This is a genomic window from Amycolatopsis sp. NPDC049688 (assembly GCF_040674975.1).
Classification (GTDB): Bacteria; Actinomycetota; Actinomycetes; order Mycobacteriales; family Pseudonocardiaceae; genus Amycolatopsis.
In genome coordinates, this window is the sequence record NZ_JBFANY010000004.1 from 173086 (window position 1) to 194915 (window position 21830).

Annotated in this window: 22 protein-coding genes and 1 pseudogene; 13 read left to right on the forward strand and 10 right to left on the reverse strand. The window is 69.1% G+C overall.

Annotated elements, in window-relative coordinates; genetic code table 11:
• Positions 1-46: 46 nt before the first annotated feature.
• The 5 genes and pseudogenes from AB0J55_RS16145 to AB0J55_RS16165 all read right to left on the reverse strand — a co-directional run.
• Positions 47-274: pseudogene (locus AB0J55_RS16145) on the reverse strand (helix-turn-helix transcriptional regulator); the annotation flags it as partial.
• The gene (locus AB0J55_RS16150) at positions 204-407 is read right to left on the reverse strand and encodes a hypothetical protein (protein WP_364248453.1); all 204 of its coding nucleotides are present in this window, start codon (positions 405-407) and stop codon (positions 204-206) included. The gene AB0J55_RS16150 and the pseudogene AB0J55_RS16145, both read right to left, overlap by 71 nt.
• A 49-nt stretch (positions 408-456) precedes the next feature.
• On the reverse strand, positions 457-753 hold the full coding sequence (locus AB0J55_RS16155) for a hypothetical protein (RefSeq protein WP_364248455.1): 297 nt from the start codon (positions 751-753) through the stop codon (positions 457-459).
• On the reverse strand, positions 750-947 hold the full coding sequence (locus AB0J55_RS16160) for a hypothetical protein (protein WP_364248457.1): 198 nt from the start codon (positions 945-947) through the stop codon (positions 750-752). The genes AB0J55_RS16155 and AB0J55_RS16160 overlap by 4 nt, the downstream gene beginning before the upstream one ends.
• Positions 944-1183 (reverse strand): hypothetical protein, encoded by a 240-nt coding sequence (locus tag AB0J55_RS16165; RefSeq protein ID WP_364248459.1) that lies wholly within the window; start codon positions 1181-1183, stop codon positions 944-946. Before AB0J55_RS16165 ends, AB0J55_RS16160 begins: the two co-directional genes overlap by 4 nt.
• Before the next feature lie 73 nt (positions 1184-1256).
• Here AB0J55_RS16165 and AB0J55_RS16170 point away from each other — a divergent pair, with 73 nt between their 5' ends.
• A complete protein-coding gene (locus AB0J55_RS16170; RefSeq protein ID WP_364248461.1) occupies positions 1257-2408 on the forward strand; it encodes a helix-turn-helix transcriptional regulator in 1152 nt (383 codons plus the stop codon).
• A 114-nt stretch (positions 2409-2522) separates the two neighbouring features.
• Here AB0J55_RS16170 and AB0J55_RS16175 read toward each other — a convergent pair whose 3' ends face one another.
• The gene (locus tag AB0J55_RS16175) at positions 2523-5228 is read right to left on the reverse strand and encodes a tetratricopeptide repeat protein (protein ID WP_364248463.1); all 2706 of its coding nucleotides are present in this window, start codon (positions 5226-5228) and stop codon (positions 2523-2525) included.
• 212 nt (positions 5229-5440) lie between these two features.
• Complete coding sequence (locus AB0J55_RS16180) at positions 5441-5899, reverse strand: hypothetical protein (protein ID WP_364248465.1); 459 nt, start codon at positions 5897-5899, stop codon at positions 5441-5443.
• Positions 5900-6095: 196 nt separating this feature from the next.
• Here AB0J55_RS16180 and AB0J55_RS16185 point away from each other — a divergent pair, with 196 nt between their 5' ends.
• Positions 6096-7379: an IS256 family transposase gene (locus tag AB0J55_RS16185; RefSeq protein ID WP_364249515.1), complete on the forward strand. Its 1284-nt coding sequence runs from the start codon at positions 6096-6098 to the stop codon at positions 7377-7379.
• A 766-nt stretch (positions 7380-8145) separates the two neighbouring features.
• Here AB0J55_RS16185 and AB0J55_RS16190 read toward each other — a convergent pair.
• Entirely contained in the window at positions 8146-8460 is a 315-nt protein-coding gene (locus tag AB0J55_RS16190) for a hypothetical protein (RefSeq protein ID WP_364248467.1), read from the reverse strand.
• A 343-nt stretch (positions 8461-8803) separates the two neighbouring features.
• Positions 8804-9259, reverse strand: coding sequence for a GreA/GreB family elongation factor (locus AB0J55_RS16195; RefSeq protein WP_364248469.1), 456 nt, complete (start codon positions 9257-9259; stop codon positions 8804-8806).
• Positions 9260-9383: 124 nt separating this feature from the next.
• On the opposite strand from AB0J55_RS16195, the gene AB0J55_RS16200 reads away from it, so the two are divergent.
• From AB0J55_RS16200 to AB0J55_RS16225, 6 genes are all read left to right on the forward strand, one after another.
• Positions 9384-9971 (forward strand): TetR family transcriptional regulator, encoded by a 588-nt coding sequence (locus tag AB0J55_RS16200; RefSeq protein WP_013230483.1) that lies wholly within the window; start codon positions 9384-9386, stop codon positions 9969-9971.
• 106 nt (positions 9972-10077) lie between these two features.
• A complete protein-coding gene (locus tag AB0J55_RS16205) occupies positions 10078-11283 on the forward strand; it encodes a M14 family metallopeptidase (RefSeq protein ID WP_364249518.1) in 1206 nt (401 codons plus the stop codon).
• An 84-nt stretch (positions 11284-11367) separates the two neighbouring features.
• The gene (locus AB0J55_RS16210) at positions 11368-11886 is read left to right on the forward strand and encodes a gamma carbonic anhydrase family protein (protein WP_364248471.1); all 519 of its coding nucleotides are present in this window, start codon (positions 11368-11370) and stop codon (positions 11884-11886) included.
• A 33-nt stretch (positions 11887-11919) separates the two neighbouring features.
• The gene (gene rplK, locus AB0J55_RS16215; RefSeq protein ID WP_364248473.1) at positions 11920-12345 is read left to right on the forward strand and encodes a 50S ribosomal protein L11; all 426 of its coding nucleotides are present in this window, start codon (positions 11920-11922) and stop codon (positions 12343-12345) included.
• Between the two features lie 143 nt (positions 12346-12488).
• Entirely contained in the window at positions 12489-13757 is a 1269-nt protein-coding gene (gene glyA, locus AB0J55_RS16220; RefSeq protein ID WP_364248475.1) for a serine hydroxymethyltransferase, read from the forward strand.
• A gap of 171 nt (positions 13758-13928) precedes the next feature.
• Complete coding sequence (locus AB0J55_RS16225; RefSeq protein WP_364248477.1) at positions 13929-15584, forward strand: MDR family MFS transporter; 1656 nt, start codon at positions 13929-13931, stop codon at positions 15582-15584.
• Positions 15585-15635: 51 nt separating this feature from the next.
• Here AB0J55_RS16225 and AB0J55_RS16230 read toward each other — a convergent pair whose 3' ends face one another.
• Complete coding sequence (locus tag AB0J55_RS16230) at positions 15636-16148, reverse strand: inorganic diphosphatase (RefSeq protein ID WP_364248479.1); 513 nt, start codon at positions 16146-16148, stop codon at positions 15636-15638.
• 175 nt (positions 16149-16323) lie between these two features.
• On the opposite strand from AB0J55_RS16230, the gene dacB reads away from it, so the two are divergent.
• The 5 genes from dacB (at position 16324) to AB0J55_RS16255 (ending at position 21823) form a co-directional block, all read left to right on the forward strand.
• Complete coding sequence (gene dacB / locus AB0J55_RS16235) at positions 16324-18678, forward strand: D-alanyl-D-alanine carboxypeptidase/D-alanyl-D-alanine-endopeptidase (RefSeq protein WP_364248481.1); 2355 nt, start codon at positions 16324-16326, stop codon at positions 18676-18678.
• A gap of 91 nt (positions 18679-18769) precedes the next feature.
• Entirely contained in the window at positions 18770-19780 is a 1011-nt protein-coding gene (locus tag AB0J55_RS16240) for a zinc-dependent metalloprotease (RefSeq protein WP_364249521.1), read from the forward strand.
• A complete protein-coding gene (tilS, locus tag AB0J55_RS16245) occupies positions 19777-20745 on the forward strand; it encodes a tRNA lysidine(34) synthetase TilS (protein ID WP_364248483.1) in 969 nt (322 codons plus the stop codon). The genes AB0J55_RS16240 and tilS overlap by 4 nt, the downstream gene beginning before the upstream one ends.
• A 3-nt stretch (positions 20746-20748) precedes the next feature.
• Entirely contained in the window at positions 20749-21300 is a 552-nt protein-coding gene (gene hpt / locus AB0J55_RS16250; protein WP_125308269.1) for a hypoxanthine phosphoribosyltransferase, read from the forward strand.
• Positions 21301-21457: 157 nt separating this feature from the next.
• Positions 21458-21823, forward strand: coding sequence for a hypothetical protein (locus AB0J55_RS16255; RefSeq protein ID WP_364248485.1), 366 nt, complete (start codon positions 21458-21460; stop codon positions 21821-21823).
• Positions 21824-21830: the final 7 nt, after the last annotated feature.

Sequence of the window (21830 nt, forward strand, 5' to 3'; positions counted from 1 at the left end):
CGTGTTGTGGTGCTCGTAGGACTCCGAGGATGTGGGCGACGATCGTGTCCTGTGGTGCGCGTTGGCCGAGTTCGAAGCTCGACAGCACGGCGGGGTAGATGCCGATCATGTCGGCGAGTCGGCGCAGGCCGATGCCGCGCTGGGTGCGGGCTTCGCGCAGGCCGCCGGCCAGGGCGATGACGGCTGGTCGGAGGGAGTTTCGGTCACGGTTTAGACCGCTCCGTTCGGTCGTGGGTCTCTGTGTCGGGGGTGATGAGCAGGGAGAAGACGTCAAGTTCTGCGCCGTCCAGTTCTCCGGCGCGCTGGGTGAGGGCAACGCCGATATGGACGAGTTGGCGGCCGAGGGTGCGCAGCCCGGCGGCATAGGCCGCGTCGTCCGCCTGGAGGGTCAGCAGCTCGACCGTCACTCTCCCGATCTTGGAGTTGACCTTGGAGAGCGCAGCGAGCAGTTCGCGATCACGAGCGTGCACGTGGCACCCCGATCCGCCGGTGCTCGTTCTGGGCCGCGCAGACGGGGCAGAACCGGCCGGGCCTCGGGATGACCCGGCGGCGGCTGACGCTGGGCCGGTCGTGCTCCAGCGGGAAGCGGACGTCGGTCAGGCACCAGGGCAGCAGCATGACGAGCCGCGGACTGGTCACCTCCGAGTCCAGGTACAGGTGAGCCCAACCGTCGCCCCCGGTGAACTCGTGCCACTCCCAGAAGTCCTGATGCGAGCCGGTGCCGGTCATCGGCCCGTCATCCAACGCGGTCATCGAAGCCCTCGCTCGACCTCGAACGCCCGGACTGCGGCGGCGGCCTGTTCCCAGTCGGCATCGGTCATGTCCGCGTGCTTCTGCGGATGCCGGTAGGTATCGAGATCGTTCTCGTTGAGCCGCTGACCACCCGAGTTGAACAGCGACGCCCCGCACCAGAACGTCGGTCGGTCGTCGAAGTGCTCCGCGGTCATGGCGCCTTGCACCCCCGAGTTGTGCGAGCGTCGCGCAGCGAGACGGTCAACGCGTCACCCAGTTGGTTCCGAAGCTGGGCGGCCGACTCGGCGCTGAACAGGATCGGCTCGCCTGGGGGCGTCGAGCTGGTCAGCGCGATCCGGTCGTCATCCCGTACCTCGACCTCGACCTGGGCGGGACTGCCGAGCTGGTCGACACCCTCGGTGTGCTGTCGCGTACGTCGTCGATCACGCATAGTTAGTGACGGTACAAAGATGCAGGTCACGAACGTTTCCTGCTGGGAAACCCCAGTCTGTACCCTGAGGCGCATGGACTCGATCGGCATCACGATCCGCCGGCTTCGCCGTTGGCGTGGCCTGTCCCTCGAACAGCTCGCCGGCCTGTCCGGCCTGTCGAAGGGCTACCTGTCCAAGATCGAAAACGAACGCACAGCGATCGACAAGCGCTCAACCCTGGTCGCAATCGCCGGCGCGCTCCGCGTCAGCCTCTCCGACATCACCGGCGACGGGCTGGAGATCCGCGACCCGCAGGCCGACTCCGCCATCCCCGCTATCCGCGACGCTCTGCTGAGCACCGACCTCGACGGCACCGAGCCGCCGATCGGCGACCTTGCGCAGCTGCTGTCCGAAACACAGCTGGTCGCAGCGCTGCGGCAAGCGAACCAAGACGCCGAGGTCGGCGCCCGGCTCCCTGAGCTGCTGCTGGCCCTGCACACCCATGTCGACAAGCCGGACGCGCTCCGCTCGCTCGTCACCGCTACCCACACCACGGCCCTGCTCACGAAGGGCCTGGGGGCGTTCGAGCTGGCCTGGATCGCCGCCGATCGCGGCCACGAGGCAGCGCAGCGCCTCGGCGAACCCGCCTGGATCGCCCTCGCCGAATTCGCGCGCACTCAGGCCCTCTCCGGCCTCGGCGCCCACAAGCGAGCCTCCAAGCTCGCCGAACGCGCCCTGGACTACGTGCCGCCCGACGCCTACGACGTCCGCGGCGCGCTCACCCTCACCACCGGCTACACCGAATCCGTCCTGGGCGGCGACGCCACCGCAGCGCTCGACGAGGCCGCCGGCCTGGCCGAGCACGTCGAGTACGGCAACCGGAACTTCCTGCTGTTCAGCCCAGCCAACGTCGTGCTCTGGCGCATCTCATCAGCCCTCGAACGCGGCGACCACGCCGAAGCTGCGCAGTTGGCGGCGACCGTTGATCCGGCCGAGTTGACGATCGACTCGCGTCGCACCACGTTCCTGATCGAGCACGCCCGCGCGCTTTACGGCATTCGGCGTCCCGATGAGGAGGTGCTCGCCTTGCTGGTCAAAGCCGAGAAGCTGGGGCGCATCCGAACGCGTACCAACCCGTTTGTGCGGGAGATTATCTCCACCATGCTTGCCCGCGCCCGGCGCGAAGGTGTAGCTCGGGAGGTCCGCGGCATGGCTGACCGTATGGGCTTGATCAAGGCCTCCTAGAGTAGGGCTCGTCACCTTCGCTGGCCGCAGCGAAAAGTGGAGGGGATCAGCTGCGGCTTCGGACCCTCAGAATCCTGATTGGCATCGTGGACCGGCAGGGAGAAGAGTGGCCTCTCAGCCCGACTCGTTTGGTTCATGGCTGGCCAGCAAGGTTCGAAGCCGGGCGGCTTGCTCACCGTCACCAGCGTTCTCGAACGCTGCAAGCGCATTGCCCCATGCATGCACTGCCTCAATGCTCCGCGCGCCGTCTGCCAGCGCATTCCCGAGGTTGTTCCACGCTATGCCTTCGCGGTGGTGGTCGCCGAGTTCTTGGTAGAGGTTGCGGGCTTGTTCGTGGGCGGTGATGGCGTCGTCGAACCGCCGGATCTCTTGCAGCGCGACGCCGAGGTTGTTCCAGGTAGCGCTTTCGCGGTGGCGGTCGCCGAGTTCCTGGTAGACGTTGCGGGCTTGTTCGTAGGCGGTGATGGCGTCGTCGAACAGTCGCACGTCCTGCAGCGCGTTCCCGAGGTTGTTTGACGCCATAGCTTCGCGGTGGCGGTCGCCGAGTTCCTGGTAGAGGTCGCGGGCTTGTTCGTAGGCGGTGATGGCGTCGTCGAACCGCCGCACCTGCCGCAGCGCGCTCCCGAGGTTGCTCAAGGCATTGCCTTCGCCGTAGCGGTCGCCGAGTTCCTGGTAGACGTTGCGGGCTTGTTCGTGGGCGGTGATGGCGTCGTCGAACCGCCGGATCTCTTGCAGCGCGACGCCGAGGTTGTTCAAAGCACCGCTTTCGCGGTGGCGGTCGCCGAGTTCCTGGTAGAGGTAGCGGGCTTGTTCGTAGGCGGTGATGGCGTCGTCGAACCGCCGCACCTGCCGCAGCGCGATGCCGAGGTTGTTCAAAGCACCGCTTTCGCGGTGGCGGTCGCCGAGTTCCTGGTAGACGTTGCGGGCTTGTTCGTGGGCGGTGATGGCGTCGTCGAACCGCCGCACCTGCTGCAGCGCGTTCCCGAGGTTGTTCCAGGCAGCGCCTTCGCCGTGGCGGTCGCCGAGTTCCTGGTAGAGGTTGCGGGCTTGTTCGTGGGCGGTGATGGCGTCGTCGAACCGCCGCACCTGCCGCAGCGCGTTCCCGAGGTTGTTCCAGGCATTGCTTTCGCCGTGGCGGTCGCCGAGCTGCTGAAAGAGGTTGCGGGCTTGTTCGTGGGCGGTGATGGCGTCGTCGAACCGCCGCACCTGCTGCAGCGCGTTCCCAAGGTTGCCCCATGCCATGGCTTCGCCGTGGCGATCACCGAGCTCCTGACAGATTTCAAGGTCGTTCTGTTGGGCGGTGATGGCGTCGTCGAACCGCCGCACCTGCTGCAGCGCGATGCCGAGGTTGTTCCAGGCAGCGCCTTCGCCGTGGCGGTCGCCGAGTTCCTGGTAGAGGTCGCGGGCTTGTTCGTAGGCGGTGATGGCATCGTCGAACCGCCGGACCTCCTGCAGCGCGCTCCCGAGGTTGTTCCACACCGCGGCGGAGGTCGGTCGGTGGTCGAGGGCCATGGCGGCGGTGGAGGCGTGGATGGCAACGGTGACCCAGTCCTGCAGGAACCGTCGCCAGGTCAAGTACCTACCCAGGTAGCTGGCGAGGTTAATGGTATGGGCGAGGTGGCCCGTGTTTAGGGCATGGGCGACCGCGGCAACCAAGTTGGTGTGCTCAGCATCGAACCAGTTCATGGCGTCCTGGCGGACGGTGAAGCGGTCCGGGACTGGTTGTCCGGGGAGCGCCCGCAGGTGATCGTCGGCCGCATCCGCAGTAACGCTGTAGTAATCCAGAAGGCGGGTCGTGGCCAGGGCGGCGATATCGGGGGTGATCAGGCTGCGGGCGTAGAGAGCCACCAGGTCGTGTAGCCGCCACCGGCCCGCAGGCGTGTGCTGCAGCAGTGACGCAGCCCGCAGAACTCGCAACCGCGGCGCGGCCAACGTCACCTCTACGTTTGCCAAAGCTGCAGCGGAGTCAGTGGCGAAGTCCGGGCCGGGGTTGGTCGTCAGGAGGGGCAGCAGCGCGGCGGCGTCCGGGTCTCGGGCGGCGAGACGCCGGTAGGAGAAGTCGATGACCGCCTCGACGTCACCGATGGCGTGGGTGATGCCGGTAAGTCGAGTATCTGCGTCGCTCAGTTGGGCAACCAGCTCCGCCACTGGTAGGGACTGTTCGTCGATCAGGATCGCGGCCACGATCTCCACCGCCAACGGCAGACGGCCGCACAACTTGACCAGTCGCACAACAGCAGCCGAATCACCGTCTGGGCGCAAGTCCTGCGGATCAGCCTCGCGCAAAAGCTGCGTCAGCATCACGACCGCGTCGGGCTCGGGCAAAACATCCAGAGAGATCCGTCGGGCGCGGGGTAGCGCCAGGACATCGCGGGTGGTTATTAATGCCCGGTGCGCGGGATGACGTGGCAGCAGGTCTTCGATTTGGGTGGCGTCGGCGGCGTTGTCCAATACCAGCAGCACCCGCTGGCCGGCGGTGGCAAGCTGATCGAGGAGCTGGTGGTAGGCACCAGCCTGCGCGTCGATCGTGCTGGGCACCTGCTCGGCGTTCAGGCCCAGCTCTCGCAGCAGCCAGCCGTAGGTCTGTTCCGGCCGTACCGGCGGTCGGCCTGGCGTGTTGCCCCGCAGGTCGACCCGCAGGACTCCGCCGGTGAACCAGCCCTGTTCGGCGGCGAGCAGCGCGGTGCGTTCAGCCAGGGCGGTCTTGCCGATTCCGCCCATTCCTGATACTGCCGACACCACCACCGACGTGGCGCTGTGGCCATCGGCGCCCTTCTCGTTCGCCTGGGCGGGGCCGAGGAGCTCGAGTAGCTGCTTCACCTCAGTTTCCCGGCCCACGAACACACCTGCGGTCCGCCCCGGGCGCAGTGCCTCGACGACCGCCGCGGATTCCGGTTCGGTAGCTGAGCTGATGATGAGCTGTTCGACTGCACCGATTGCGGTGCCGCCCGGGCCAGCGTGGCCGTGCCCGGTGATCTTGGTGGACGCCGGCGCCGGTTGGGCTGCATAGGTGGTCGCCGGGCCGAGCGGCGCTATGCCCGGTCCGGCTGCTGAGGGTCCGGCGCCTGCCCCTTGTACACCGCACCAACTGCGCCAAATGCATCCCCCGATCCGGAGGTGCTGGCCGTGCCGGTGATCACCGTCCCGCCGGGCATTGCGACTGTTCCACCGTGCGATAACGCCTCTGCCACTGCCGCCTGCAGGGCCTGAGCGAACTGGGTGTCATCACGTTCCGCGGCTGTTACCGCCAGCTCCACCTTGGTCCGGGTTAACTCGGACACCTCGCCGCCCGTGGCGACCTCCGCCTCCAGCGCCTTCACAGCTGGTGTGTCGCCAACCTTGCCCAGTACCAGCTCTAAAATCTTCGTTCGCGCCTTGACCGCAAGACCATCGACAACCTCGTCGGTCACACCGTCCAGCGCTTTGCCCGCTCGGCGCGCCTTGCTCGCGGCCCAAGCGATCAAAGCCCCCAACACGACTTCGATACCCACGGCTATCTTTCCCCTCGTCGACATGCTGATCCCAGGTGATGCAACCTAGAGTCGTCGAACTAGCTCAGAATGCAACAGCCCCCTCGCCACCGTTGGGGCGACGCAAAGAGCTGTCGAGTGGGAGTCGTCGTGTAGATCGGGGACTGTAAAACGAGCGGTGTAACTCCTGATCATGGAAGTGCACCTGATGACCGACATGATGTCCGGCGTGGAGAACGCTGAGGACTCGACGCCCGAGACCGGCCTGGACGGCTTGGACGAGCAGCTCGTGGCGCAGCTGGTGAGCCGCGCGAAGGCCGGTGGGCTGGCGCTGACCGGCGAGGGCGGGGTGCTGGCGCAGCTGACCAAACGGCTGCTGGAGTCAGCACTCGAGGGCGAGATCACCGACCACCTTGGCTATGACAAGCACGACCCGGCCGGCCGTGGGACCGGAAACTCCCGCAACGGCACCCGCTCCAAGACCGTGCTCACCGACGTCGGCCCGGTCCAGATCGACGTGCCGCGGGACCGGGACGCCAGCTTCGAACCCAAGATCGTGGCCAAACGGCAGAAACGCCTGGGCGGCGTGGACGAGATGGTGATCTCCCTGGCCGCGAAAGGCCTGACGACCCGGGAGATCTCCGCGCATCTAGCCGAGGTCTATGGCGCCGAGGTGTCCCGGCAGACCATCTCCACGATCACTGACAAGGTCATCGAGGGCATGGTCGAGTGGCAGAACCGGCCCCTCGACCCGGTCTATCCGGTGATCTTCATCGACGCGATCCACGTCAAGATCCGCGACGGCAAGGTCGCCAACCGGCCGATCTATGTCGCGTTGGCGGTGACCTGCGAAGGGCGTCGCGACATCCTCGGCTTGTGGGCCGGCGAGGGCGGCGAGGGCGCCAAGCACTGGCTGCACGTGCTCACCGAGCTGAAGAACCGCGGCGTCTCTGACGTGCTCATGGTCGTCTGCGACGGGCTGACCGGCCTGCCCGAGTCGATCACCGCGGTCTGGCCGGCCACGATCACCCAGACGTGCGTTGTTCACCTGCTGCGCAACAGTTTCCGCTACGCCGGCCGCCAGCACTGGGACGCGATCGCCAGGGCACTCAAACCCGTCTACACCGCGCCCACCGAGGCCGCCGCTCGCGAGCGGTTCGCAGAATTCGCCGAGGTCTGGGGCACCCGATACCCGGCCATCGTCAGGTTGTGGGACAACGCGTGGGCGGAGTTCGTGCCGTTCCTGGCGTTCGACCCGGAGATCCGGCGGGTGATCTGCTCGACCAACGCGATCGAAAGCGTCAACGCCCGCATCCGCCGCGCCGTGAAAGCCCGCGGGCACTTCCCCAACGAGCAGGCCGCGCTCAAGTGCGTCTACATGGCGATCATGAGCCTCGACCCAACAGGCACCGGCCGCAAACGCTGGACCATGCGCTGGAAACCCGCCCTCAACGCCTTCGAGATCGCCTTCGACGGCCGCCTGGCCGCCGGACGCAAATAGTTCCCCTTCAACCCGAGTTACACCGCTCGTTTGACAGACCCGTAGATTCGGGCCTGAAGTTGTGGCCGGCACGTTCTTCTCGTCAGGACAGCGCGGTGAGCGACGAACTGAGTGACAAGCGCCGGGTTTAGCCCGTAGTCGTTGGTGGACGTATACGGACACTGAAGCGTGGGCCAGGGGCTCGCAGTGAGCAGTTCGTGTCGCGTCTTGCCTTGATAACGACGAGGTCTCAGCTCCAAGTCTGCTGGACATACGCAGGTCAAGGGACTCCCGGCTCGCTCGCGAGCCGGTCTCTGCTGTCTCGTGATGATCGAATCGATGAGTTACACGGGTCATGTAATGGGTTGCCACGCGGGGAACTGCGCCTCCGCTGGTCCAGCCGCGTTGGCGTTTGCTGAGTGTCGAACTGAGGGGCAATCAGGGCGGCAAGCGACGGACGTCCACGGACGCCTGGAGACTATGAACCTACAGGTCAGAGCCCTGCGACCAAGGTCAACAAGTGACGAATTCTGCTCGTAATGAATAGGTCGGGGGTTCGATTCCCCCAGGCGGCTCCGCAGGTCAGGCCCCATCCGAGATACCTCGGGTGGGGCCTGACTCGTCTGCTGGGTGACTAGGCCCCCGGCTGGTGGGCGGAGAAAGTCCGCAGATTCACCCAGCCAAGGGCTGCTTGGCAGCGGCATGAGCCTGCCGATGACGGGCCCGACGAAGTCCGTGGTGAACACGGGTTCGACAGTCGCACCCTCGACCAGCGAGCCGGTCGGTTTCAACGTTGCTCGGCTCCGCCAGTGCGTCGAGGAGATCGGGCGACTGGCGGGCTGGTCCCCTTCGGCTTGGGCGTCGTCCCGTCATCGTCGTTGCGCTGCTCTTGGAGCTGAGCCTCGGCGACCGGTGGAGGGCCGGCCTCGATCTCGAAGAAGGGAGCTTTGACTCGAACGCGGTCGCCGGGCTGGCGATTCTTCAGGAACTGGCGCACGAGGAGGAATGCGCCACTGAAGATTACGGCGAAAAGCGCCACGAGGGCCCAGAGGCTGCCGGTCGACATCTCCGCGATGCGGGTGACGATGGCTTCAGTAGACACGAGCGTCCCGTACCGCCGACGTGCCCCGAGGCCTGCACACCGGCCGGCTAGTGGATCGGCCGCTCGGCGGTCCGTGCTCGCCGAGGCGTCCCCTCGATTCGGCGTAAAAGGTGAGCATTCCGGAGAGGTCTGCGCGGAGTCCGGTCTTTGCTCATCAATGGGTCGGGGGCTCGATTCCCGGAGGCGCAGGTGAAAGCCCGCTGCCCTCGAGAGCAGGGTGCCCTCCCCAGACCCCAGTCGTGGTCGCCCTGGGCGCGGATTTGTTCTGGAACCACTCGTCCGGGTCGAATCCAGACAGCGAAGGGCCCCCAGGCTGACGCCGGGGGCCCTTCGTGGGGACGTACTACTTCGGCGGCGTTACCTTCACCACCGTGGCCTTGGCGTCGCCTCGGGGCGTTCGGTAGGTGATCTCGTCGCCCGCCTTGGCGCCCACCAAGGCCAGGCCCAACGGGCTGTCCGAGGTGATCGCGTCCGCATCCTCGCCGGGGACCGTCACCACCTGGAACGTCTCTTCGTCTCCGTCCGGGAAGCGCAGTGACACCACCGTGCCGTCCGGGAGCTGGCTGTTGCCGTAGCCGCCGTGTTCCATCTTGGCCGCCAGGTCGGCGATCTGGCGGTCGAGGCGGGCCGCTGCCTCTGCGCGGTCGATCACGTCCGCCTGGTCCGCCGCGTCGCCCGTGCGCTCCTGCTCGCCCGGTTGCGGCGCGAGGGCCTCCCGCTGTGCGCGCAAGTTCGCGATTTCCTTCTCCAGCTGGCTGCGCGCAGCCGGGCTGAGCCCCTTGTCCCCTGAGATCACCATGCCGGGCATTGTCCGCTGCGCGGAGCGGGGTGGCCAATCCGGTTTTTCACCCGAACGCCACCCACAGGACGTCTGCCCTAGGATTTCCAGGCTGACGTCCAGGAAGAAGGTAACGAGAATCACCGTGAGCGCAGTCCCCGGTCGCAGCGAGCGGCTCTCGCCCAACCAGCTGGCCAAGCAGGAACAGATCGTCGAAGCCGCCCGTGTCGTGCTCGCCCGCGATGGCCTCGCCGGGTGCACCGTGCGGGCCATCGCCGACGCCGGCCCGCTCACCAAGAGCGCCATCCACTACTACTTCGCCGACATCGACGTCCTCATCGACCGGGCCATGGCTGCGCACATCACCGCCTTCGCCGCGGGCCTGCGCGAGGTCGCCGCGAAGCACGACGAACCCCGCGAGCGGCTCTTCGCCGTCCTCGAGGAGTACCTGAGCGTCTTCGCCGCCAACCCGAACGCCGCCTTCCTCTGGTTCGAGTACTGGATCGCCGCCGGCCGTGCCCAGCACCCGCAGGCCATCGACGTCATGCTCACCTCGCTCACCGAACTGCTCGCCGAGCTCCTCGCCCCGCTCGACGTCGACGACCCGCGGGCCCGCGCCCGGGCGCTGCTGTCCTACCTGCTGGGCACGGTCGTCCAGCAGCGCGTGCGCCCGCGGCCGTTCGCCACGCTGCGTGCCGACATCGAGGCGCTCTGCTTCGCGAACTACGGGTAGAAACCGCCAATAGATCCGTACTGCTCCGGATTGCGCCCTCCGTCCGGCTCCGGCCAAGGTCGAGGAACCCCCGAGAGCAGGAGACGTGATGCGCACACGAACGTGCATGGCAGCGGCCGCGGCCGCCCTCTTGGTGCTCACCGTCGGCGGCCAGGCCGGTGCCGCCCAGCCCGGCGGCCCGCAGGTCTACGAGATCACCGGTGCCGCCACCGCCCAGCAGCGCACCGAGGTCGCGCGCACCGGCGCGGACATCCTCGACGCCGAAGGCGCGACGACCACCGTCATCGCCAACCCCGGCGAAGCCGCCCAGCTGCGCGCGCTCGGCTTCGGTGTCAAGTCGCTCGGCAAGGTGAACCGGCCGCAGGGCACGGAGACCGTCGAGGACTTCCCGGCCGGCTACACCGGCTACCACACCTACGCCGAGACGCAGACCGAGCTGCAGAAGGCCGTCGCGAACTACCCGTCGCTGACCAAGCTCGGCAGCGCCGGCACGTCGTACGAGGGCCGGGCGCTCTCGCTGATCAAGATCAGCGACAACGCCGCCACCGACGAGAACGAGCCCGAGGTCCTCTTCACCTGCAACCAGCACGCCCGCGAACACCTCACCACCGAGATGTGCCTGCACATCGTCGACCGGCTGACCAGCGGATACGCCACGAACAGCGCGATCAAGCGGCTGGTCGACAGCACCGAGATCTGGGTGATCCCCAGCGTCAACCCGGACGGCTCCGAGTACGACATCTCCGGCGGCACGTTCCACAGCTGGCGCAAGAACCGCCAGGGCCCCGGCACCGACACCAACCGCAACTGGGGCTACAAGTGGGGCTGCTGCGGCGGCTCGTCGGGCTCGACGTCCAGCGAGACCTACCGCGGCACGGCGGCCTTCTCGGCGCCCGAGACCCGGGCCGTCTCGAACTGGGTGAACTCGCGGGTCGTCGGCGGCGTCCAGCAGATCAAGACGCACATCGACTTCCACACCTACTCCGAGCTGGTGCTCTGGCCCTTCGGCTACACCTACGCCGACACCGCGACCGGCATGACCGCGGCCGAGGCGCAGAAGTTCCAGACACTCGGCAAGCAGATGGCCGCCACCAACGGCTACACGCCGGAGCAGTCCAGCGACCTCTACATCACCGACGGCAGCGTCAACGACTGGATGTGGGCGACGCACAAGATCTGGAGCTTCACCTTCGAGATGTACCCGACGGGCAGCAACCCGGGCTTCTACCCGCGTGACACGCAGATCGTCCCGCAGACCACGCGCAACGACCAGGCCGTCGACCTCCTGATCAACGCCGCGATCACCGGTTGACCCCCAGCAACCGGCCGCGGCTCGCGAACGGCCCCCTTCCCCGCTCGGCCGGGGAAGGGGGCCTGCGCGGTTTAGGGTGCGGGCATGCCTCTGTTCTCGTTCGAAGGGCTCAGCCCGCAGGTCCACCCGGACGCCTGGATCGCCCCCACCGCCACCCTCATCGGCGACGTCGTCGTCGAGAAGGACGCCTCGGTCTGGTTCGGCGCGGTGATCCGGGCCGACTTCGGCCGGATCGTCATCCGGGAGGGCGCCAACATCCAGGACAACTCGGTGATCCACGTCAACGACGGCGTCTGCGAGGTCGGCAGGAACGTCACCGTGGGCCACCAGTGCCTGGTGCACGACTGCACGATCGGGGAGCAGGCGCTGATCGGCAACGGCTCGACCGTGCTCGACAAGGCGAAGATCGGCGCGCGGGCGCTGGTCGCGGCCGGGGCGACGGTCACGCCGTCGACGGAGGTGCCCGAGGAGGTCATCGCGATGGGCAGCCCGGCGAAGAAGTTCGTCCCGCTGACCGACTCGGCGCGGATGTGGGTCGAGCACAACGCGGCGATCTACCAGGAGCTGGCGCGCCGGCACCGGGCCGGCACAAAACCGGTTTGACCCTCCAGTAACTGGAGACTCTAGCTTCGGGGCATGGCTCCGAAGAAGAAACTCACCCACCAGGTCACCCTGGAACTCACCGCGGGCAACGCCCCGGTCGTCGACCTCGGCAAGATGCTGGGGCAGACCGGGGTCAACCTCGTCGAGATCAAGAAGGCTTACGACGCGGCCACGGCGGCCCAGCGCGGCGACATCGTCCCCGTGGTCGTCTCGGTGTTCGAGGACCGCTCGTTCGCGCTCCGGCTCAAGACACCCCCGACGTCGTTCCTCATCAAGAAAGTGCTGGGGGACAAGGGTTCCGCGCGTCCGGGGCACGAGGTCGCGGGCAAGCTGACGACGCAGCAGCTCCGCGAGATCGCCGAACGGAAGCTGCCGGACCTTAACACTTCCGACGTCGAGGCGGCGATGCGCACGATCGCCGGCACGGCCCGCTCGATGGGGGTCGTGGTCGTGGATTGACGTGCATCGCGCTTCGAGCGCGGTGGACTAGGCTCTTACGCGCAGCAGCGACTGGCGCCATCGAGGTGGAGCACCACCGGGAAGCGACGACGAGGCCGGCACCGCGCGCCTGGGTGAAGGCCACTCCAGAGCCGGAGTACGCCATGACACACCAGCCGAAACTGAACGCGCTCGCCACCGCCGACCCCGCCATCGCCGGGCTCGTCGAGGACGAAGCCAAGCGCCAGCACGACAAGATCCGCCTGATCGCCTCGGAGAACTACGTCTCGCAGGCCGTGCTCGAGGCGACCGGGAGCGTGCTCACCAACAAGTACTCCGAGGGCTACGCGGGCAAGCGGTACTACGAGGGCCAGCAGTTCATCGACCAGGTCGAGCAGCTCGCCATCGACCGGGCGAAGGCCGTGTTCGGCGCCGACCACGCGAACGTCCAGCCGTACTCCGGTTCGCCGGCGAACCTGGCCGTCTACCTGGCCTTCGCCCAGCCCGGGGACACCGTGCTCGGCATGGCGCTGCCGGACGGCGGCCACCTCACGCACGGCTGGAGCGTCTCGGCGACCGGCAAGTGGTTCACCCCCGTGCGCTACGGCGTCGCCAAGGAGACCGGCCGCGTCGACCTCGACCAGGTGCGCGACCTGGCCCGGCAGCACCGGCCGAAGCTGATCTTCGCCGGTGGCACGGCGATCCCGCGCACGATCGACTTCCCGGCCTTCGCCGAGATCGCCGCCGAGGTGGACGCGGTGCTCGTCGCCGACATCGCGCACATCGCCGGCCTGGTCGCGGGCGGCGCGCACCCGTCGCCGGTCGGGCACGCGCAGGTGATCACCACGACCACGCACAAGACCCTGCGCGGCCCGCGCGGCGCGATGATCCTGTCCGACGCCGAGCACGCGAAGGCCGTGGACAAGGCCGTGTTCCCCGGCCTGCAGGGCGGCCCGCACAACCACACGACCGCGGCGATCGCCGTCGCGCTGGGTGAGGCGCAGCAGCCGTCGTTCAGCGAGTACGCGCACACGATCGTGGCCAACGCCCGGGCGCTGGCCGACGCCCTGCTCGCCTGCGGTTACGACCTCGTGTCCGGCGGCACGGACAACCACCTGCTGCTGATCGACCTGACGAACAAGGGCGTCGCGGGCAAGCCGGCCGCGCAGGCCCTCGACCGCGCGGGCATCGAGCTGAACTACAACACGGTCCCGTTCGACCCGCGCAAGCCGTTCGACCCGTCCGGCATCCGGCTCGGCACGTCCGCGATCACGACGCGGGGTCTCCGGCCGGAGCACCAGGTGCAGGTGGCGGAGTGGATCGACCGCACGATCACCGCGGTGGCCGCGTCCGAGGAGTCCGCGCTGGACACGATCGCCGCGGAGATCCGCGAGTTCCTGGCGCCGTTCCCGATCCCGGGCTACTCCGCCTGATCCAGCACCCCTGAGGCCGTCTCCGGATGCCGGAGGCGGCCTCCGGCGTGTCCGAGACCGGCGTCACAGAATATTTGATTGCACGATACAAGCGTCTCGCGGAATACTTGGCTCAAGCAAGTAGTTGAGAGGTACAAGCAACTACGCCGAAGGCTTCCGAGGGAGACCACCATGAGCGACACCACCACGGCGGAAGGAGCAGCCGCTACGAAAGGCAAGCTGTCCCACCGCCAGATCCTGACCGTCCTGTCCGGGCTGATGCTCGGCATGTTCCTCGCTGCGCTCGACCAGACCATCGTTTCGAGCTCGATGCGCACCATCGCCGACGAGCTGCACGGCCTGTCCCTGCAGGCCTGGGCCACCACGGCGTACCTGATCACCGCGACGCTCTCGACGCCGCTGTACGGCAAGCTGTCCGACCTCTACGGCCGCAAGCCCATGTACCTGACGGCGATCTCGCTGTTCCTGGTCGGCTCGCTGGCCAGCGGCATGGCGACGTCGATGTACGAACTCGCCGCGTTCCGCGCCTTCCAGGGCCTCGGCGCCGGTGGCCTGATGTCGCTGGCGCTGGCGATCATCACCGACATCACCGCGCCGCGGGAACGCAGCAAGTACCAGGGCTACTTCATGGCCGTCTTCGGCATCTCGAGCGTGGCCGGGCCGGTCGTCGGCGGGTTCTTCGCCGGGATCGACACCTTCGCCGGCATCACCGGCTGGCGCTGGGTCTTCCTGGTCAACGTCCCGATCGCGCTGGCCGCGCTGGTCGTCGTCTCCAAGGTGCTGAACCTCCCGCACACCCGCGTGGACCAGAAGGTCGACTACTGGGGTGCCGTGGCGCTGGCCACCGGCCTGGTGCCGCTGCTGATCGTCGCCGAGCAGGGCCGTGAGTGGGGCTGGGGCTCCGCTGCTTCGATCGCGATGTACGTCGTCGGCGCGCTGGGCGTGGCCGCCTTCGTCGGGATCGAACGCCGGATGGGCGACGCCGCCCTGCTGCCGCTGCGCCTGTTCAACCGGTCCGTCTTCCGGATGTCGACGATCGTCACCGTCGTGCAGGGTGCCGGGATGTTCGGCGCGATGATGTCGCTGCCGCTCTACCTGCAGATCGTCAAGGGCGCGACGCCGACCCAGGCCGGCCTGCAGATGCTGCCGCTGACGCTCGGCATCATGGTCGCCAGCCTGACCAGCGGCCGGATCATCGCGGCCACCGGCCGGTACAAGATGTTCGCGGTGGCCGGGATCGGCCTGATGGCGGCGGCGCTGTTCGCGCTGTCGACGATCACCGTCGACACCTCGCTGGCGCTGGTCATGGTGATCGCCTTCGTGATCGGCCTCGGCCTCGGCTCCTCGATGCAGACCCTGGTGCTGGCCGCGACCAACGACGTCCGCCCGCAGGACATCGGCGTCGCCACCTCGGCGGCGACGTTCTTCCGGCAGATCGGCGGCACGGCGGGCACCGCGGTGTTCCTGTCGATCCTGTTCGGCACGGTCGGCGACCGGATCGCGAACGCCATCCGCTCGGCGCTGACCAGCCCGGCCTACGTGTCGGCGCTGGGCCGGAACCCCGCCTTCGCGCAGCAGCTGAAGAGCGGAGCCCTGGACGTCAACGACACGTCGTTCCTGTCGACGCTCGACCCGACGCTGGCCCGGCCGATCCTGCAGGGCTTCGCCGAGTCGATGAGCACGGTGTTCCTGGTCGGCGGGATCGTGCTGACCGCCGGTTTCGTGCTGGTGTGGTTCCTCAAGGAGAAGCCGCTGTCGGACAAATCGGCGATGGAGCAGCGCGCGGAGGCCGAAGAGGCCGCCCCGGCGCTCGCCCTGGCGCACTGACGGCGTGAAAAAGGCCCCCTCGGGAGATCCGAGGGGGCCTTTTTCGTGGGCTCAGTGGCCGCCGTTGGCGTCTTCCTTGGCCAGGCGGTCGGTCTCCCGCTCGTACGAGCGGGCGATCTCGTTCTCGGCCTCGGCGCGGCCGACCCAGGACGAGCCTTCGACGCTCTTGCCGGGCTCGAGGTCCTTGTAGACCTCGAAGAAGTGCTGGATCTCCAGCTTGTGGAACTCGTTCAGGTGGTGGATGTCGCGCAGGTGCTCCAGGCGCGGGTCGTTCGTCGGGACCGCGAGGACCTTGTCGTCCGGGCCCTTCTCGTCGGTCATCCGGAACATGCCGATCGCGCGGCAGCGGATCAGGCAGCCCGGGAACGTCGGCTCCTGCACGAGGACGAGCACGTCGAGCGGGTCGCCGTCCTGGCCGAGGGTGTCGTCGATGAAGCCGTAGTCGGCCGGGTACTGCGTGGCCGTGAACAGGGTCCGGTCCAGTTTGATGCGGCCGGTCTTGTGGTCGACCTCGTACTTGTTGCGCTCCCCTTTGGGGATTTCGATCGTGACGTCGAACTCCACGCCGTCCTCGCTGCTTCTTCTGTCGGATCCAGGCACCACGCGTCGTGGGCGGCAACCTTCATGACTGTCTTGACGTCTCCTAGTGTGGACTACGCCCTGCCGCGGGGTCGCATCGATGTCGGCCTCGCGGCATGTGAGCTTGGCCCCTTCCGGGGCAGGTGAGAAGGAGTGGTGGGTGCCGGAAAACGACCAGCCGATGTGGCCTTCGTCGGACGAAGACCGCTCGTCGTCCGGCGCGCGGGAGACCACTCCGATGGCCCTGCCCGACCCGCCGGCGGCCGGCGGCGACCGCGCCGGCGTGCCCAAGGTCACAGGCAGCGACGCGCCGAAGGGGTCGTGGTTCGCGCCGAACGTGCCGCCTGAGCCGATCCCGGGGCTCAACGTGCCCGCGGAGGAGCCCGCGCCGCCGCCGGCCCCGCCGAAGCAGGACCTGGCCGACCGGCTCGGCAGCCGCGAACCCAAGCAGCCGCCGAAGCCCGCCGAAGAGGGCACCGAGTACATCCGCGTCGAGCAGCCGAAGCCGGCCGCGGAGAGCACCCAGTTCATCGAGGTGAAGCAGCCGACGCCGGTGGTGCCGGTCGAGCGCGATGTCTGGTCTCGCGAACAGCAGGATCGCCCGGAGGAGCCGCAGCAGCAGTGGCGCGAAGAGCTGCAGCTGTGGCGCGAGGAGCAGCAACGCCGCGAAGAGCAGCTGAACCGCCGCGACGACCAGCAGCGTGCCGAGGCCCAGCAGCAGAGCCCGGAACCTCAGCAGCAGCGTCCGGAATCCCAGCAGCAGCGCACCGACGCCCAGCAGCGGGCCGACGCACCCTGGAGCCAGCGCATCGAGCTGCGCGAGGAGCGGGCCGGCGACCGGCCGGCCGAGCCGGGCGACCGCCGTCCCGCGCTGCCGCCGGAGCCGCCGCGCGGGGTGGTGCCCTCGGCGTCCGCCGGCACGCTGGCCCGCCCGCAGCGGATCGAACCGGACGGGCAGCGGTTCGACGCCGAGGCGACCGTCGGGATCGAGCGGCCCACCCAGTTCCCCGGCGTCTTCCAGCAGCAGCCCCAGCTGCGCAACGAGCCACCGCGGGCCGAGCCGCCCGCCGAGCCGCCGGTCCCGCCCGCGGCCGAGGCGCCGTCCGGCGAAGAGCCGCCGAAGAAACGGCGCAAGGGCAAGCTGATCGCGCTGGTCGTGGTCGTCCTGCTGGTGCTGGCCGGTGGCGGGGTCGCCGCCGCGATGCCGAAGGTGGCGAACCGGCTGGCCCTGCCGTGGGCGCCGAACGCGCCCAAGGGGGACCCGCCCTCGCCCGCCTCGGCGACGCACCAGCTGCAGGGACCCGCCACGGCCGGCACCGCGCCGAGTGCCAACGGCGTCAAGTCCGCGCTGGCCGGCGCGGCCGGCAGCGGCGCGCTCGGCCAGCTCACCGGCAGCGTGGTCGACCCGGTGACCGGGACCACGCTGTGGGACCACAGCTCGGCGACCCCGGTGACGCCCGCGTCGACGACGAAGGTGCTCACGTCCGCGGCCGCGCTGCTGTCGCTGGACCACAACCTGCGCCTGTCGACCAAGATCGTGCAGGGCGCGGACCCGGGCACGGTGATCCTGGTCGGCGGCGGCGACACGACGCTCACCAACCTGCCGCTGGGCACCGACTCGCCCCTGTACCCGGGGGCCGCGCACGTCGACGACCTCGTCGCGCAGGTCAAGAAGGCGGTGCCGGGCGTCAAGAAGGTGCAGGTCGACCTGACCCTGTTCAAGGGGGCGACGACCGCGCCGGGCTGGGAAGCGGGTGACGCGCCGTCGACGTACGCGACGCAGATGGCGCCCGTGATGGCCGACGGCGGCCGCATCAACCCCAAGGACAACAACTCGCAGCGCACGGCGAACGCGGGCAGCGCGCTCGCCCAGTCGATCGCCTCGAAGCTGGGCGCCTCCGCGGGTGGCCAGGCGACCGCGCCCAAGAGCGCGAAGGTCGTCGCCGAGGTCAAGTCGGCCCCGCTGACCGAGCTGGTGTCCGACCTGATGGAGCTGTCCGACGACGTCCTCGCCGAGGCAGTCGCCCGGCAGGTCGCGCTCGCGAACGGCGAGGAGGCGAGCTACGCCGGCGGCGCCAAGGCGACCATCAAGGTCCTGAAGGACCACGGTTTCGACGTCACCGGCGTCGTGCTGTCCGACGGCAGCGGCATCTCGTCGCAGAACCGCATCCCGGCGCGGCTGCTGACCCAGCTGCTGGCGGCCGCGGCGGCGCCGGAGGGCAAGAACCCGGGCACCGCGAAGCTGCGCCCGGTGCTGGCGGGCCTCCCGGTGGCCGGCGGCTCGGGCACCCTCGCGGACAAGCGGTTCGACACGCCGGCGTCGCAGGCCGGCCGGGGCTGGGTGCGGGCCAAGACGGGCACGCTCACCGGCGTCAACACCCTGGCCGGGCTGGTTCTCGACCAGGACGGCCGGGTGCTGGTCTTCGCGTTCATGTCCAACGGCTCCGACACCGAATCCGGCCGCGACGCGATCGACGCCCTCGCCACGAGCCTCCGAAAGTGCGGTTGCGCGTAGCGGAGGCCGAACCGTACGAAGATCGTGGCCGGAAACCCGCGCCGGGGCAGGTAGCGTCGGAAGGGTGAGTCAGGAAACGCAGACCCGGCCCATGGTCGACTGGGCGATCGCCGCGCAGACCGGCGCGCTGCTCGTGCGCGGCGGCCCGCAGGTTCCGCGCGAACAGGCCGAAGAAGCCGTCGCCGACCTGCGCGAGCTGACCGTCGAGGCCGAGGGGCACGTGCGCGGGCTGACGAACCTGGGGCTGGACCTGCCGCTGCTGCCCGGCGAGGTCGTCGACCGGCCCGGCTGGGTCCGGTCGGCCGCGGCCGGGCTGAACGCGCTGACCGGGCGGGCCCTGCCGCAGCAGGGCGGCCCGCTCGGGCCGATCCTGGCCGGCGGCGCGGGCGTGCAGACCGGGCTGGTGCTGGCCTTCCTCGCCAGCCGCGTGCTGGGCCAGTACGACCCCTTCGGCGGGCCCGACAAGGAGGGCAGGCTGCTGCTGGTGGCGCCGAACGTGGTCGCCGCCGAGCGCGCGATGGACGTGTCCGGCCACGACTTCCGGCTCTGGGTCTGCCTGCACGAGTGCACCCACCGGCTGCAGTTCACCGCGGTCCGGTGGCTGCGCGACTACTTCGCCGACGAGGTCGAGCGGCTCGTCTCCGGCCTCGCCGGGGGCGGCAGCGACAGCCTCGCCGACCTGTTCGGCCGGCTGCCCGACGCGATCAAGCAGGGCCCCAAGCTCAACCTGGCCGAGCTGCTCCAGTCGCCGAAGGAACGCGCGGTGTTCGACCGGCTGCTGGCGCTCTCGACGCTGCTGGAGGGCCACGCCGACTACGTGATGGACGCCGTCGGGCCGCAGGTCGTGCCGAGCGTCGACACGATCCGCGCGCGGTTCACCGCCCGGCGCAAGGGCGGCGGCGTCTTCGACCGGCTGCTGCGGGCGCTGCTCGGCGTCGACGCGAAGATCCGTCAGTACGAAGAAGGCGCGAAGTTCACGAAGCACGTCGTGGACGCCGTCGGCATGGACGGCTTCAACGCCGTCTGGCGGTCGCCGAACACCCTGCCGTCGCGCGCCGAGATCTCCGATCCGGCGGCGTGGGTCCGGCGCCTGCACGGATGACCGGGCCGGCGGTCGCGGCCGTCCGCCGGGCCGTGCGCGGCTTCCTGGCGGGCATGGAGAGCACCGCAGCCCCGTCCGAAATCTGCGTCGCGGTCTCCGGCGGCGCCGACTCGCTCGCGCTGGCCGAGGCCGCCGCGTACGTCGGGCACCGCCGCGGGCACGTCGTCCGCGCGCTGGTCGTCGACCACGGCCTGCAGGAGGGTTCGGCGAAGATCGCGCTCGACGCGGCCGCCGCCGCGAAGTCCCTCGGCGTCGACGAAGCCGAGGTGCGCCGGGCCGACGTGACCGGCCCGGGCGGCCCGGAAGCCGCCGCGCGCAAGGCCCGCTACCGGGCGCTGGCCGGGCACGGCCTCGTCCTGCTCGGCCACACCCTCGACGACCAGGCCGAAACGGTCCTGCTCGGGCTCGGCCGCGGCTCCGGCCCGCGCAGCGTCGCCGGGATGCGGCCGCACGACCCGCCGTGGGGACGGCCGCTGCTCGCCGTGCCGCGCGCGACGACCCGGGCGGCGTGCGCCGAACTCGGCGTCGAACCGTGGCACGACCCGCACAACGCCGAACCGCGGTTCACGCGCGTCCGGTTGCGCACCGAAGTCCTGCCGTTGCTGGAGGACGTCCTCAACGGCGGAGTCGCCGCCGCGCTCGCTCGCACGGCGGCGCAGCTGCGTGAAGACAATGAGGCGCTGGACACACTGGCGGACCTGATCTTCACCCGCGCGGGCGGCCCCGGAGGACTGGATACCGGCGTTCTGGAGGCCGAGCCCGCGGCACTGCGGCGGCGGGTTCTTCGCAGGTGGTTGCTGCAATCGGGTGTGCGCGAGCTCACCGACGCGCACCTGCGGGCGGTCGACGACCTCGTCGCCCGGTGGCGTGGTCAGGGCGGTGTGTGGCTACCCGGCAACTTGGAGGCGAGCCGGTGCCGTGGCAGGCTCTGCCTCACCTCCCAACCCACCACACGAGGGGAATGACCCGTGTACGAGGGCGAAATCGCCTCCGTGCTCGTCACCGAGCAGCAGATCAAGGACAAGATCGCGGAGCTGTCGGAGCAGATCGCCGCCGACTATCCGGCCAACGGGCAGGGCGAACTCCTGCTGGTGGGCGTCCTGAAGGGCGCGGTCATGTTCATGACCGACTTCGCCCGTGCGCTGCCGCTGCCGACGCAGCTGGAATTCATGGCCGTGTCCTCGTACGGCTCGGCGACTTCGTCGTCGGGTGTCGTGCGGATCCTCAAGGACCTCGACCGCGACATCGCGGGCCGGGACGTGCTGATCGTCGAGGACATCGTCGACTCCGGCCTGACGCTGTCGTGGCTGCTGAAGAACCTCGCCAGCCGCAACCCCGCGTCGCTCGAAGTGGTTTCGCTGCTGCGCAAGCCGGAAGCGGTGAAGGTGGACGTGCCGGTGAAGTACATCGGGTTCGACATCCCCAACGAGTTCGTCGTCGGCTACGGCCTCGACTACGCCGAGCGGTACCGCGACCTGCCCTACATCGGGACACTGGACCCGAAGGTCTACACCTCGTAGTCCATCGGCGGTGTTCACCGACCGTTCACCGCATTTACCGGATCCGCGGAACCCCGGGCACGAAGTTTGCGTCATAGGCTCTGATCACGTGCGTTAACCTATGCGAAGACCATTCGTGCCCGCGGTGTCCGGGTCGGGGGAACGGGAGAGAGTGCAGATGGGGAACAGCAGCGCTGCCGACGCGAACGCCTTCAAGGCCGCGGCCGCGGCGGGTCAGGTCGGGATCGACCCCGACGCCGCGCAGACCGTGCTGAACAAGATCCGCACCGGCAAGGACGCGGTCGAGGCCCTGCTCGCCGGGGCGGGTGCGCTCGCGCAGCCGCCGAAGCTCGGCGACAACCCGGTCGGCAACGCGATGGCCGCGAAGTTTGTCCAGCGCGCCGACGGCGGGGGCGACTCCTACGCCGCCGCGTTGCAGAACCTGCTCGATCAGTACTCCGCCGCCGAAGAGGGCATCGTCACGGCGATGTCCCGGTACCACGAGATCGACCAGGCCGCGGCCGACCCGTTCCGCAACGCCTGAGTCCAGA